This is a genomic window from Paenibacillus koleovorans NBRC 103111, assembly GCF_004000845.1.
GTDB lineage: Bacteria > Bacillota > Bacilli > Paenibacillales > NBRC-103111 > Paenibacillus_AA > Paenibacillus_AA koleovorans.
Window position 1 is genome coordinate 50,443 of sequence record NZ_BIMA01000031.1, and the last position, 13,808, is coordinate 64,250.

The 13,808-nt window shown below is 53.2% G+C and carries 9 protein-coding genes; 8 read left to right on the plus strand and 1 reads right to left on the minus strand.

The features are described 5' to 3' along the window. Positions 1 to 27: 27 nt before the first annotated feature. On the minus strand, positions 28 to 1,461 hold the full coding sequence (locus PKO02S_RS33635) for a discoidin domain-containing protein (RefSeq protein WP_164821422.1): 1,434 nt from the start codon (positions 1,459 to 1,461) through the stop codon (positions 28 to 30). A 238-nt stretch (positions 1,462 to 1,699) separates the two neighbouring features. On the opposite strand from PKO02S_RS33635, the gene PKO02S_RS12760 reads away from it, so the two are divergent. The 8 genes from PKO02S_RS12760 to PKO02S_RS12795 all read left to right on the plus strand — a co-directional run bounded on the left by PKO02S_RS12760 (position 1,700) and on the right by PKO02S_RS12795 (position 13,593). Further along, entirely contained in the window at positions 1,700 to 4,639 is a 2,940-nt protein-coding gene (locus tag PKO02S_RS12760; RefSeq protein ID WP_127583312.1) for an alpha-amylase family protein, read from the plus strand. A 131-nt stretch (positions 4,640 to 4,770) separates the two neighbouring features. Then, complete coding sequence (locus PKO02S_RS12765; protein ID WP_127583314.1) at positions 4,771 to 6,291, plus strand: extracellular solute-binding protein; 1,521 nt, start codon at positions 4,771 to 4,773, stop codon at positions 6,289 to 6,291. 67 nt (positions 6,292 to 6,358) lie between these two features. Further along, positions 6,359 to 7,312, plus strand: coding sequence for an ABC transporter permease (locus PKO02S_RS12770; protein WP_127583316.1), 954 nt, complete (start codon positions 6,359 to 6,361; stop codon positions 7,310 to 7,312). A 12-nt stretch (positions 7,313 to 7,324) separates the two neighbouring features. Next, the gene (locus PKO02S_RS12775; RefSeq protein ID WP_127583318.1) at positions 7,325 to 8,203 is read left to right on the plus strand and encodes a carbohydrate ABC transporter permease; all 879 of its coding nucleotides are present in this window, start codon (positions 7,325 to 7,327) and stop codon (positions 8,201 to 8,203) included. A gap of 34 nt (positions 8,204 to 8,237) precedes the next feature. Further along, positions 8,238 to 9,881 (plus strand): DUF5060 domain-containing protein, encoded by a 1,644-nt coding sequence (locus PKO02S_RS12780; protein ID WP_127583320.1) that lies wholly within the window; start codon positions 8,238 to 8,240, stop codon positions 9,879 to 9,881. Between the two features lie 27 nt (positions 9,882 to 9,908). After that, positions 9,909 to 11,237, plus strand: coding sequence for a Gfo/Idh/MocA family protein (locus PKO02S_RS12785; protein ID WP_127583322.1), 1,329 nt, complete (start codon positions 9,909 to 9,911; stop codon positions 11,235 to 11,237). Further along, entirely contained in the window at positions 11,185 to 12,033 is an 849-nt protein-coding gene (locus PKO02S_RS12790) for an aldo/keto reductase (protein WP_127583324.1), read from the plus strand. The genes PKO02S_RS12785 and PKO02S_RS12790 overlap by 53 nt, the downstream gene beginning before the upstream one ends. A 21-nt stretch (positions 12,034 to 12,054) precedes the next feature. Then, positions 12,055 to 13,593, plus strand: coding sequence for a glycoside hydrolase family 31 protein (locus PKO02S_RS12795; protein ID WP_127583326.1), 1,539 nt, complete (start codon positions 12,055 to 12,057; stop codon positions 13,591 to 13,593). The last annotated feature ends 215 nt before the right edge of the window (positions 13,594 to 13,808 follow it).

A 13,808-nucleotide genomic window follows, 5' to 3' on the forward strand; every position in this document is an offset into this window, starting at 1 on the left:
GGACCCGGTATGAAAGCCCCTTCCCTTTTATTTGTAAATCCGCTGCGTGCTGATGACGAAATTATCGTAGTAACGTTCGATGGCCGCCGTAGGTGCGGTATTGTTATAGTTCTCGAGCATGATGGAATTGATTCCGTACGCATTGTAGCTGCCTACGAAATTCAGATTCGTGGAGCTCTCCTGAAGGACATCGTCAATCCAGTACTCCATAATACCGTTCGACTGTCCGGGCGTATTCAGCTTCAAATGAACTTCAACCGCCTGCCACTTGTTCAAGTTAGGGGAGACGAAGAAGGCTTGCGATCCCTGCTTCTTGCCCAGCCATGTCAGGTTGGCGAAATCATTGTATTGCGTAGTGACCAGATTGCCTGCCGCGTCTGTCCCCCGAGCGGGATCCATGTACAAGTAATTATTGTCCGGAGCAGCCGACCACACATGGCCGATCATCGCTTGCGCCCAGTTGGATGTGGAGAGGATCGTGCCTCGAGTCAATTTCTGCCCGGAGCCGACTGTCCAATTGGAGCTTGTTTTGACATAGAAGCGCCAGTAGATTTCCCGATAATCGGTAGTGGCTCCAGCCACAGGGCTGATATAGGCGGAGGGCGTTCTTCCGAAGGCAATTTTCAAATTCCCCGCATCGCCATTACCGGGCGTCCAGGTCGCCTTCATGCCTTGCGAGCTGGAGGTGCCGGCGCTGGCCGTTCGGACAAACTTGGTCGGGGATTGATATTCGAAATAAGAACTCAGGCGATTCGTTTCGAAATCGTCGCACCAGATCCAGCCGGCTCCCGGGTTGTTGCATTCTTGAACGGGCGGCATACCTGGAGTAGGTGTAGGTGTAGGGGTTGGTGTTGGAGTTGGAGTAGGCGTAGGTGTAGGTGTTCCAGAGGCATTTTCGCCCCATACTTCAATCTCCAGCAGGCGGGCGTCCGTTTGACCGGTTTGGTTGCAAGCGTCCGTGATGTACATGCGGATCTTGGTCGTGGTGACGGCGGAGAAGGTGAAGTTGTTGAATTGGCCATAGAAGCCATCCTGCGTGTTGTTCGTGACGCTGGCTCCCGGAATATCTACCCAGGCGCTTCCATTCCAGCTTTGCATTTTGAATGAATTGATGTGCCAGTTGGCTCCGACCCCCTGGGCTTTTCCGCTCCATACCTTGATATTGGTAATCGATTTGGCGGAAGACCAATCCAGCTGGAACCAGTGCGGCTCGGCCGTATTGGTCGAGATCCAGCGACTCGCGTCCGTATTCTTGATTCCATCCACAGCCTTATCCTTCGTGTACGTCCCGCTAGTAGTGTCAGCCGACAAGGTTGCGGACGGGGCCAAGTTGGTTGGTGCCGCATATACGGTTGGCTGCCCCGCGTTGAAGACAATCGCTGCCGCCGCCAGCAGCCATGCAACCAGAATCGCAGTCCATAGCCACCCTCGCCTTTCCTTGTTTTGTAGCAGAACTTTCATCATTAATTCGCTCCTTTCTTCACATGGCGTACATTGTGTATTGTGTACGCCTATCGAACATAACCGAACTCTCGCTTTTTGAATAGAAACCGATTTTGAGTTTTGCAAACCGAGTTGCAGGAAGTAAAAACTGGTTTGAATTCGTAAAAAAACGTTTCTACCGGCGAGCTGTCGCGCGCGTGTACAATCGGGATAGGCATCCCATCCAGCATGATAGAGAGTAGGAGGAGAGCGGGAGATGAAGCCGAAATGGCTCGATGATTTTGAGCAAGGAACGCCGCAGTGGTCGGGAGCTCTCGTAAAAGGCGAGGGTAAGTTTCCAATTGGAGTTACAGGGGCCACTTTAAGAGGCGTGGCGGAGACGGCAGAGCTAGGTGGAGACTGGAGCGCCTATCAATCGCTGCAGTTTATGATCTATAATCCGTGGGGCCGTATTGCAATCGGCGGCTTGCAACTGGTGGACAAGGAGTCGGACGCAAGCCCGGACCGGCATTTCGGGGATGCGGTCGATCGCGGGCGCGCCTTGCTGCTGGGTGAGGGAGTGACGCATGTCATTGTCCAAATCGCACCGATCCAGACTCAGAGGGGCGACCGAATGCTGAACTTGGAAGAGATTGCGAAGGTGGTGCTGCGTATGCCGGAGCCCGCCCCCGGAGAAGAGCCGATCGCGGTCGCTGCCCTACGCTTGTCGACGCTTCGAAGCGAAGTGGATGGCGAAGCGCTCGTACAACCGGGTGACTCCGTCATTCTCCTCAAGCACCTGGATATTTACTGCTATACGTTTGAGCCGGACAACTATGTCGATCCTAGTGAAGTAAGGGAACTGAAGGAGCGGCTTGAGCGCGAGCTGGCTGGACTTGTCCGGGTCATCGAAATTGCCGAGATCAACGGCAAGCAGACCCACTACGCCCGTGCGGCCAGGATGACCGCCGATATTGCGCTCAAACTGAGACCGATGCTGGCCTGGCACTTCTCGCCTGCCGCCAAGCTGCGCAATATGAGCGACGCCCTTGTTGAGGTGATCAAGCAGAGGACCATTCTGGAGCAGTACACCACCTCCAAGAAGTTCGAGGACGATGAAGACGATGCCAACGTTCCGCTGTCGCTCGTAAGACCGATTCCGGACTTCAAGTCGCTCCGGATCAAAGGGAACGCGTACGTCGATACCTCCGGTTCTCCAGTGCTGGTATGTTCCATGAGCTATCACAACGACGGAGCGCTTATGCAGTTTTTCTCCCCCGAGCAGCACAAGACCGAGATATTTGCCGTAGGCGGCGGATCCAGGTACGATATCGAGTGGTCGCCGGTCTACGAAGCTTTTCATCGCCATGAAGGCACCAAACGGGTCGGCTGGAAGGGCTGGTGCGGCCATTTGATCAAGGATCAGTGGGCGATGGGCGGCCGGAAGGAAAATGTAATCATCTGCTTGGAGAACGAGCATATTCTCGATGCCATCGATCAATACAACAAAGAGCATGCGCCGGGCTGGGTGGGCATGCCGAATCTCATGTATGTGATCCTGGGATACGAATTAACCTACATGTGCTATTGCGATACGTCCATCGCTCGATATCGGGAATGGCTGAAGGACAAGCATGAGGGCATCGAACGGTTGAATGAACGGTGGAACACGTCATACGCTTCCTTCAGTGAGATCATACCGCCTCCCACCGAAGGCTTCGCGCCTCTTCCGGACGTGAACCGAGCCGCCTGGGTGGACTGGACCGATTGGAACACTAGACGGTTTACCGATCATCTCATTCGAACGAAGAAGACGATTCGCAGCTATCATCCCACGATACCGATCTGCGCCGGCGGTACGCACAGTATGCTGAGTCCCGACAACGGGACGACGGGGATCGACGAAGAAATGATCATCAACGAAGTGGACGACGTCATCTTGCATGAAGGCAACGATCTGCTCAGTATTGACCTGCTGCGCGCCTTGGCGGATACTCCCAAGCCGATGGTTGATCCGGAGCAGGATGGAGACAGCTCGCGCTGGATGCTCAACTATTTGCACGGTAAAACCTCGATCTCCAAGTTCTGGTGGCCCAAGCAGCCGTCGCGTCAATTCCCGATGAGCACGATGAACTCGCCCGCTCACGGAGAGATGTCCATGGAACAGGTGGCCGAGATGCTGTATACGGCGCTCGACATCCGACGCTTGAGTCAGGAAATTACGGCGTTCTGGGACATGCCGATGGAGGTGGCGATTCTATACTCCAAGACGAATATGCTGCAGGTCCGGCCCGAGCTGCTTCGCGCGGATTCGACGCCGTTCCTCACTTCCTTGCGCAGCTGCTATCATGCAGCACGCTCGCTGGATACGGGCATCACCTTCCTCAGCGAGAAGCAGCTGACCGCTGGCAGAGCCTCCCGGTACAAGCTGCTCGTGCTGCCTGCGGTCAAATATATGCCGGAGGAGTCATTCGCGGCGCTCGACCGTTATGTTCGCGAGGGAGGGCATGTTCTTGTCTTGCCGGAATCGCTTGTCGCAGATGAATACTGCCGACCGCAGCTCTATTTGGAGCAGTGGGGGATACGTATTCTGAACACCGTTACGCCGGATATCGCGTATTATGGCGACTTGGAGCAGCGTTACGATCAAAACTTCCAACGTGCCGTGCATTACGAGGAAGCGATGGAGGCGGATGCTGTTGACCTTGCGTCGGAGCTGAGCGCGGTCGAAGTGCTCCGGTATGCCGGTGTCATGCAGGAGGTAGAGCTTCTATCCGGAGAACCTGTGGCACGCTCGATCGAAGGCCGTATTTTGCTGTCCAGGCATCATGTCGGGCGGGGAGTCGTCTGGTACTCCGCAGGAACGCCGTCGGACGATTCGTTGATGCGCCTGCTCGATGAACTCTACGACAAATCCGGCGTTCATCGCCCGCTGCATGTGACCGACCTGGAGGGCAATCGGGTTGTCGGTCTTGAAGCGCGACTCGTCCGCCGCAAGCATGACGATCTGATCTATGTCGCGAACGAGAGCGGGCGAACCGTTTCTTTCCGATTGCACACCGAACGCAGCTGCCAGCGAATTCGTGAATTGCGCACGTCCCGCGAGTATTCGGCTCCGGAAGGATCGATTAAGCACAAGGAGACACTGCTGTTTGCCTTATCGGAAGATCCATCCATCCGGATAAGGGAACAATCCGTTCATGTTCAAGAGAAATGATGAGATACCGGATAAAGTAAAAAATAGTTGGTTTTAGTAAGAACTGATTTATTTCGAGCTCCAATAGTCCAACCCTATAATTAAAGCGTCGAGTCTGATGCAGACTTAGATCACAAAGGGGAGTGTACGCAATGAAGAAAAAGATTTCCATGGTTCTTGCGGCTACGATGCTGACCGGTATGCTGGCGGCTTGTACCAAGACACCTACAATCGAGCCGACGCCTTCCGGAAGTACTACGGCACCGCAAGCAACCAGCTCGCAGCCGGTCACGCTCAGCATGATGGTGCAGAACCATGCAGCTCAGCCGTTGCAGGAAAGCTGGCCGATCTGGCAAGTGTTCGAGAAGAACGCCAACACCAAGCTGAAGGTATCCGGGTATCAAGGCAACTGGTGGGAATCGATCCCTCTGATCATCGCCTCCAACGAAATGCCCGACATTATGTGGATGTCCGGTTACAGCTTCGTTCAGAAGTTCGGCGGCGGCGGCGCGCTTGTGAACTACCTGGATCATCTGGATAAAATGCCGAACTTTAAAAAATGGATGGAGACCCATCAAGTCGAATCCAAGCTCCCGCTTTCAAACGACGGCAAGCTGTTCCTGACGCCGACTTCCGGTGCGACATCGCCGGTGGGCAACGGCATCATGCTTTACAGAGAAGATATTTTCAAGAAGAATAGCCTGAAGACGCCGGCTACCTTCGACGAGCTCTACACCCTCTTGAAGGAGCTGAAGAAGCTGTATCCGGACAGCACGCCTTGGGTATGGCAGAAGGGACTCGCTACTCTGAACTACATCTCGCCAAGCTGGGATACGCGCCACGGCTACTACTTAAATGAGCAGACCAAGGCATGGACGTACGGACCTGTCGAAGAAAGCTATCGCAAAATGATCGAATACCTCAATAAGCTATACACGGAGAAGCTGGTTCCGACTGAGTTCCTCTCGCTCGATTCGAAGCAGCGCGATGATTTTATCGCCAACAGCAAGGGCTTTATCTTCAATGGCTACTTGAGCAATTTGGACAACTTCAATACGAATGTGCGCAAGACAACGCCGGAATTTACGATGGCGCATATGGATCCTCCGAAGGGGCCTACCGGCAAAGCGTTCCACGGGTTGACCTCTTACTATGACGAAGGCTTGACGGTTGCTTCTACTTCCAAGAACCTGAATGCAGCGCTGAAGCTGATTGACTGGCTGTACACCGATCAGGCTAAGGAAGTATTAAGCTGGGGGCTGGAAGGCACCACATACACGAAGACGAACGGCCAGAAGAAGTTCATCCCGGACATTACGACTACGGCCATCGCCGCCAAGAACTACGGCATCGGCACGTCAGGTACGAAAATCTGGGTAGATCAGGAAGCCGGGATGTCCTTGATGTCGCCGGAGTCGAAGACAGCGCTTAGTCAAGCCGTGAAGTTCGCCGGGCCAAGTCCATTGCTGCCGATGTTCAACAACGCGGAGCAAGAAATCGTCAACCTGAAGGGCGAGGCCATCAACAAGTACATGGAAGAAAACATTTCCAAATTCATTATCGGCAGCCGCCCTCTCAGCGAATGGAATCAATATGTCGAAGGGTACCAGAAGCTCGGTTTGTCGGATGTCATCAAGATGTATACGAACGCAGATGCACGGGTGAAAAAGTAATAAGTTTGGCAAGCCACCCCCCCTCCCTAAAAGGGGGGGATTCTATTACCGGTAGGGGCTGAGCGTAATGAACAACACAGAGTTTCAAGCGGCACGCAACCGTCCTGGAGTAGAGCGTCAGTCGTTCAAGAAGCGGCTAAGCGATGCGAAATTCTTATTGATTCTGTTTGCTCCAGCGATGGTATTTTATATTCTATTTGAATATTTGCCGATGTTCGGCCTCGTGATAGCTTTCAAGGATTACAACGCCTTCAAGGGAGTTTGGGCAAGCGAGTGGGTGGGCTTCAAATACTTTTCATATTTCTTTCAAAATCCCGATTTTCTGGTGCTTCTGAAAAATACGCTTCTGCTTGGTTTCTATAGCATCTTGTTCGGGTTTCCCGCGCCGATCCTGTTGGCCCTGCTTATGAATGAGCTGCGGTCTATCTTCTTCAAGCGGTTTGTACAAACCGTCAGCTATTTGCCCCACTTTATCTCGAATGTCATCATGGTGAGCATGATCATTATGTTCTTGTCGCCGACTAGCGGAATGATCAACCAAATCGTCCAGTGGTTCGGCGGAGATCCCATTTATTTTCTGTCGAAACCGGAATATTTTCGTACCATCTATGTTACGTCTGGGATCTGGCAAGGAGTGGGCTGGGGGACAATCATCTATTTGGCCGCGTTGAGCTCGATAGATCCCCACTTGTACGAAGCGGCCGAGATCGACGGGGCAGGCAGATGGAAGAAGATGTGGCACATCACATTGCCTGGAATCGTGCCGGTCATGTTTATCCTGCTTATTCTCAACGTCGGCAGCCTGATGTCGACCAGCTTCGAGAAGGTGTACTTGCTCTACAATCCTCTTGTATACTCGACGGCCGACATTTTTTCCACTTATACGTATCGGGTCGGGCTGCTGCAGGGAAATTTCAGTTATTCCACAGCAATCGGTATGTTTAATGGCATAACCAGTTTCCTGTTGCTGTACGCAGCCAATTTCGCAGCCAAGAAAATCAAGCAGGTGAGCCTGTGGTAAGGAGTGGGAATGATGAAGCAAGCCCGGTTCAGCTTGTTCGACGCCATCAATATTTGCATCATGCTAGGGTTGATCTTTGTCACGCTGTATCCGTTCGTCTATTTGATTAACGTCTCTCTCAGCAGCGAAGTATATGTGCTTCAGAACCGCGTTTCTTTCTGGCCGAGAGGCTTCACGACGCAGTGGTATGAAATTGTTTTTCAAGATCGGAAAATATGGATGGGATACCGCAATACAATTCTGTACGTTGTCTTAGGTACGATCATTTCTTTGTTGGTTACCTCGTCGGCGGCTTATGCGCTGTCCAAGCAAAAAATGCTGTTTGGCAAACAGATTACATTATTGATCATTTTTACGATCTTGTTCAGCGGGGGGATGATCCCTTCGTATCTGGTCGCCAAAGAGCTAGGCATCGTCAATTCGATCTGGGCGATGGTGCTTCCCGGAGCGGTGAATACGTTCCACCTCCTGATCTTCCGCACGTTTTTCGAAGGCATTCCGGAAGAGCTCGAGGATGCCGGCCGTATGGACGGATTGAACGATATCGGCTTGTTCACGCGCATAGTAGCGCCTCTGTCGAAGCCGGTATACGCCTCGATCGGACTGTTCGTTGCGGTAGGCATCTGGAACAACTTCTACAGCGCGCTTATTTATTTGCGGGATCCCAGCTTGTTTCCGTTGCAGGTCATTTTGCGTGATCTGATCATCGCGGGCTCGAATGCCGATTCCATCGCCTCCTCGGCCAACGCCAGATCGGGCTCCGAAGTCATCGTCGTCGAGTCGTTGAAATACGCCACTATTATCGTTAGCACACTGCCGATACTTCTTGTGTATCCCTTCCTGCAGAAGTATTTCGTGAAAGGCGTCATGCTGGGGTCTGTCAAGGGATAAGCAGCGAGGAGTCAAGCGAGGAGGAAGATTCGGGATGCTAAACGTTAATGCAATTCAATATCAAGTCGCCGAATGGTCTTACCGATCCAGATCGATCTATGAAGATCCGTTCCATGACCTGGATTTGGATGCAGTGATCACCGATGAGCAGGGCCAAACATGGACGGTGCCTGCCTATTGGGCGGGGGGCAACGAATGGAAGGTCCGATTCTCGCCTCCGTCGGAAGGGCGATATCGAATCTGCACGAATTGTTCCGATGCCAGCAATCGAGAATTGCACGGTGTGGAAGGTGTCTTGGAGGCGTCGAGCCAGACGGAGTCGACCAACCGCTTGCTGCGGCACGGCCCGATTCGAGTGGGAGACAGCGGGAGACACTTCGAGCATGAAGACGGAACACCGTTCCTATGGTTGGCCGACACCTGGTATACATGCTTGTCCAGACGAATGACTTACCCGGGCAGGCTGGAGGAGTTGGTAGAGGATCGTGCAGGAAAAGGTTTCTCGGTCGTCGAGATCGGCATCGGTCTTGGACCGGAGACGCCTGCCTTCGATGAACGCGACGAGAATGAGGCCGGGTATTGCTGGGAGGAGAGATTTGCACGGATTCGTCCTGCCTACTTCGACGAGGCCGACCGGAAAATCCAATATTTTGTGGAATCAGGTCTTGCGCCTTGTATCGTAGGCGCGTGGGGCTATTACTTGTTGTGGATGGGAACCGAGCGCATGAAGCGGCACTGGCGATATTTGATCGCCCGCTACGGCGCCTATCCGGTCTTCTGGTGTCTGGCCGGCGAGTGCAACATGCCGTTCTACGGAACTCGGCAGCCACAGCGCGGATTGGATAAGTCGCTGTTGCTGCGGGAATGGACGCAGGTGGCGGCGTATATCCGCCAGACCGATCCGTTCCGTCGGCCGCTTACCGCGCATTCCAACGCCTTCCATTCCTCGCGAAGCCAATTGGAGGACGGCTCGCTGCTCGATTTCGAGCTGCCGCAGGCGGGACACGGCGATACCGGGCGCTATAATGAATTGCATTTAGCGGCTAGGCACTATATCGATATCATACAAGCTCAGCCTACTGTTCCTGTTATTAGCGCGGAAGCTTTTTATGAAGGGATTATGGGTCGGAATTACGCCGACGTCCAGCGCTTCTTGTTCTGGAGCAGTTTGTTGTCGGGTTCCGCCGGGCACACATACGGCACGATTGCGGTGGCGGTCAGCAATATCGAGAACGAGCCGTTCGGCACGCACCCGAGCGGAACGAGATGGGACGATCTGATTTGGGAGCAGGCGATCCATCTGCCGGGAGCCGCGCATGTCGGAGCGGGCAAACGTATTCTGGGTCGGTTCGAATGGTGGAGGCTAGAACCGAGTCAGTTTCGGATCGAGCCGGCGGCGGGACCATCCGAAGCATTCAACCCCTATTGCGCTTGGATTCCGGGGGAAACGATTTTGATTTATACGCCTATCTTATTGACGCCGTGGAACGATCCGGTCCGACTCATGGGGTTGGAGCATGGAATCCTCTATCGAGCCCAATTTATCGATCCTCGGAACGGTCGGAGCTATCCGATCGGCGATGTTTGTGCTGACGAGCAAGGGGAATGGACACTCCCCGTTCCTCCGATCATGCAGGATTGGGTCGTTGTCCTAGATCTCCAGCCGCAGATTGCCTAACAGAATGACCAGGATGAAGGAGACAGTTTGATGAAAGCAGCTTTAATCGGAGCGGGCAGCAGAGGCATGTTCGCTTATGGCGCTTATGCGCTGAAGCATCCGAATGAAATTCAATTTATCGCGGTCGCGGACTCGAATGAGGAGAAAAGAACTCATTTTGCCCATCTTCATGCTATCCCGACCGCCCAACAATATACCCATTGGGATGACTTGCTCGCAAAACCGAAGCTATGCGACACGTTATTCATCTGCACGCAGGATACCGATCACTACGAACCGGTTATGAAGGCCATGCAAGCCGGTTATGATATCGTTTTGGAAAAGCCGATGTCGCCGGATCCGCTCGAGACACTCCGTCTGGCGGAGGAAGCCGAACGTTTAGGCTGCGGACTTACGGTATGTCACGTGCTTAGATACGATCTCTATTTCAACACGTTGAAGAAGCTGGTGGACCGGAAAGAAATCGGAGACCTTGTATCCATTCAGTGGAGTGAAAATATTGGATATTGGCATTTCGCACACAGCTTCGTCAGAGGCAATTGGCGGAAGACCAGCTCCTCCAGTGCCATGATTTTGGCCAAGTGCTGCCATGATCTCGATTTGATTCAATGGCTGGCAGGAGGGCAATGCACGTCCGTGTCTTCCTTCGGGGAATTGTCCTACTTTCGTGAACGCCACGCTCCGTTAGGATCTACCGATCGGTGTACGGATGGTTGCGCGGTTGAACCCGATTGTCCTTACTCCGCGCTCAAGCTTTATTACAATGACAGCAACAGCTGGCCGCAGGACGTGGTCTCGTTGCAGAACGACTTGCCTACCCGGTGGAAAGCTCTGCAGGAAGGTCCATATGGCCGATGCGTGTTCCGCTGCGATAATGATGTCGTAGATCATCAAGCCGTCAATATGCAGTTCGACAACGGGGTAACCGTCAGCTTCAATATTTCCGCCTTTTCAAGCGAGATCACGCGTACTTTCAAGATTATGGGCACATTGGGGGAAATTACGGGACATCGCAAAAGCGGAGAGCTGGAGATAGTTCTGTTCAACGGACAAAAAGAGCGAATCATTCCGGCCAGCGTCGAGGGAGGACATGGCGGTGCGGATACGATGCTGATGCGGGAAATCGTTAGGCGCCATGATAATCCTAGCACGCAGAGTGAGCCATCCCGGTCTTCCGGCATGGTCTCGGCCGAGAGCCACCTGATCGCTTTTGCTGCCGAGCATTCTCGTCTGACCGGTGAGAACGTCCGGATGGAGGAGTTCGTCCAACAGCTCCGACGGCAGGTCGAAGGGGGATCGAGGGATGAAGAAGGAGGAGGACAGGCGATTGACGGCACGAACAATAACTTTAAATAATGGTGTGGAAATGCCATTGCTTGGCCTGGGTGTTTGGAAAGTGGGGAACGGTGAAGAGCTCATAAAGGCGATTCAAACCGCTGCGGATTGCGGCGGGTATCCTAGTATCGACACGGCCTCCGTCTACGGCAATGAAGAGGGCGTAGGGGAGGCGATCCGGAAAACGGGTTTGCCTCGGGAAAGCTTCTTTCTCACAACCAAACTATGGAATACGGATCATGGCTACGAGGCGACACTCCAAGCATTTGAAGCCAGCCGCAAGAAGCTGGGAGTCGAGTATATCGACCTGTATTTGATTCATTGGCCTATTCAGGAAACGAACCGCGAATCTTGGCGCGCCATGGAGAAGCTTTACTCCGAGGGGAAGGTCAGAGCCATCGGGGTGAGTAATTTTCTGGAGCATCATCTGCTTCCTTTGTTGGAGACTTGTCAGGTTCAACCGGCCGTTAATCAGATCGAGTATCATCCCTATCTGGTTTCCGATGAGCTGCACCGCTTTTGTATGGAGCATAGCATCCAACTGGAAGCTTATAGTCCTCTGATGAGAGGGCTGCTGTTAGATGATTCGGTTCTTCTGGAGCTTGGGAAACAGTACGGGAAATCTGTCTCCCAAATTATTTTACGTTGGATTGTGCAGCAGAACATCATAGCGGTACCCAAGTCGATTACCCCCAGTCGTATAAGGGAGAACGCAGCTGTTTTTGATTTTGAATTGCAGCCGGAAGACATGAAGCGTATTGCTTCCCTTCATAAGAATGTGCGTTCCAGCGCGCACCCCGACCATAGGGATTTTTAATAAAGGGTTAGGAGGGGGAGCATGGAACAAAGAGAGATAAGCATTAAGCTATTGGCTGATGAGCATTGGTGGGGCGGGAGAGTATCGGATGGCTTGCACATGCCCTATGCGGCGGAACACGGGTTCCAAGCGAGCCTCGGCGGCGATTTATTAGCCAACCAAGCATGTCCGCTGCTTCTGTCCAACCAAGGAAGGTATGTTTGGAGCGAAGAGCCCTTCGACTTCTCGATTCAAGATCGCGTCCTGCATGTGAAGAACGATAGCGGCGCTGAAATTTATTGCAGTGACCGGCATGCGGATCTTCGCGGAGCTTATTTGGCAGCGTCGAAGAACCATTTCCCTTCTTCAGGGGAAATGCCGGAGCGTCTGCTGTTCACAGCCCCGCAGTATAACCTATGGATCGAGCTGCTTTACTCCCCGACGCAAGAGAAGGTTTTGCAATATGCGCGGGATGTATTGGAGCATGGGATGCCGGCGGGGGTTATCATGATCGACGATAATTGGCATGAGCCCTACGGCACATGGGAATTCCATTCCGGTCGTTTTCCCGATCCGAGAGGGATGGTAGATGAGCTGCATCGGATGGGATTTAAAGTCATGTTATGGGTTTGTCCCTTTGTGAGCCCGGACAGCTTGACGTTCCGACAGTTGGAGCCAACCGGATTGCTGCTGAAGGATCATAGCGGGCAAACGGCCATTCGCAAATGGTGGAATGGGTACAGCGCTGTGCTGGATTGCACGCATCCGGGAGCGGTCGATTGGATCCATCGGAAATTGCGTGAGCTGCAAGTGCGGTACGGAATTGACGGCTTCAAGTTCGACGCGGGGGATCCCAATTTCTACGAAGAAAGCGATAGGAGCGCGGTTCCGAATCATCCCAACGGCCATTGTGAAGCTTGGGCTAAGGTCGGTTTGCCCTATGCTTTGAATGAGTTTAGGGCTTGCTGGAAGTTGGCGGGAACGCCGCTAGTGCAACGGTTGAAAGACAAGAAGCATTCCTGGGAGGGAGACGGATTAGGAGCGTTGATTCCCGACGCATTAGCCCAAGGTTTATTGGGCTATTCGTTCGTATGCCCCGATATGATTGGCGGAGGTGAATATATCCAATTCACCTCCGTTGCGAATAACTTGGACGCGGAGCTGTTCGTCCGTTATGCCCAGTGCTCCGCGCTGTTTCCTATGATGCAATTCTCGGCCGCTCCTTGGCGGGTATTGGACCGGGAGCATTTGGGCTATTGCGTGGAGGCGGCTAACCTGCATGCGAAGCTCGGTCCTGAGATTGTGGAGATTGCCGAGCATTCGGCCAGGACAGGGGAACCGATGGTTCGCCACTTAGCGTATGAGTTTTCTGGGCAAGGCTACGAATCGATTTCCGATCAATTTCTGCTTGGTAGCCGTCTGATGGCGGCACCCATCCTGAATAAGGGGCAACGCAGTCGCATCGTCTTCATTCCGCCAGGTGAATGGAGTGGTGATGACGGAGCCATTATTGCGGGACCGGCCATTATTGAGATTGAAGTTCCTCTATCCCGGCTGCCTTGGTATCGAAGAGTCGATTGAGCATTCCTTCTAACCCTGATCGGTGAACTTCCGATCAGGGTTTTCAACATACAGAAAATTTTACAGTACTAAAGCGTAAAGGGTGCGCTTGCGAAGCGTGGTTGGGGGATTCAGCATCCATGGCCATCTCGCGGTATCGGTGTCTGTAGTCCGACTTTTGAGACTGTCGATTAATTGTGGACTCGTAACCCATCGGTTGCCGGCCAATAGATGCG

What these genes read in the sequence shown, in the direction of transcription:
- PKO02S_RS12765 (WP_127583314.1), top strand. Translation starts at nt 4,771, where the DNA reads ATGAAGAAAAAGATTTCCATGGTTCTTGCGGCTACGATGCTGACCGGT.
- PKO02S_RS33635 (WP_164821422.1), bottom strand. Translation starts at nt 1,461, where the DNA reads ATGAAAGTTCTGCTACAAAACAAGGAAAGGCGAGGGTGGCTATGGACT.
- PKO02S_RS12790 (WP_127583324.1), top strand. Translation starts at nt 11,185, where the DNA reads ATGAAGAAGGAGGAGGACAGGCGATTGACGGCACGAACAATAACTTTA.
- PKO02S_RS12760 (WP_127583312.1), top strand. Translation starts at nt 1,700, where the DNA reads ATGAAGCCGAAATGGCTCGATGATTTTGAGCAAGGAACGCCGCAGTGG.
- PKO02S_RS12780 (WP_127583320.1), top strand. Translation starts at nt 8,238, where the DNA reads ATGCTAAACGTTAATGCAATTCAATATCAAGTCGCCGAATGGTCTTAC.
- PKO02S_RS12795 (WP_127583326.1), top strand. Translation starts at nt 12,055, where the DNA reads ATGGAACAAAGAGAGATAAGCATTAAGCTATTGGCTGATGAGCATTGG.
- PKO02S_RS12775 (WP_127583318.1), top strand. Translation starts at nt 7,325, where the DNA reads ATGAAGCAAGCCCGGTTCAGCTTGTTCGACGCCATCAATATTTGCATC.
- PKO02S_RS12770 (WP_127583316.1), top strand. Translation starts at nt 6,359, where the DNA reads ATGAACAACACAGAGTTTCAAGCGGCACGCAACCGTCCTGGAGTAGAG.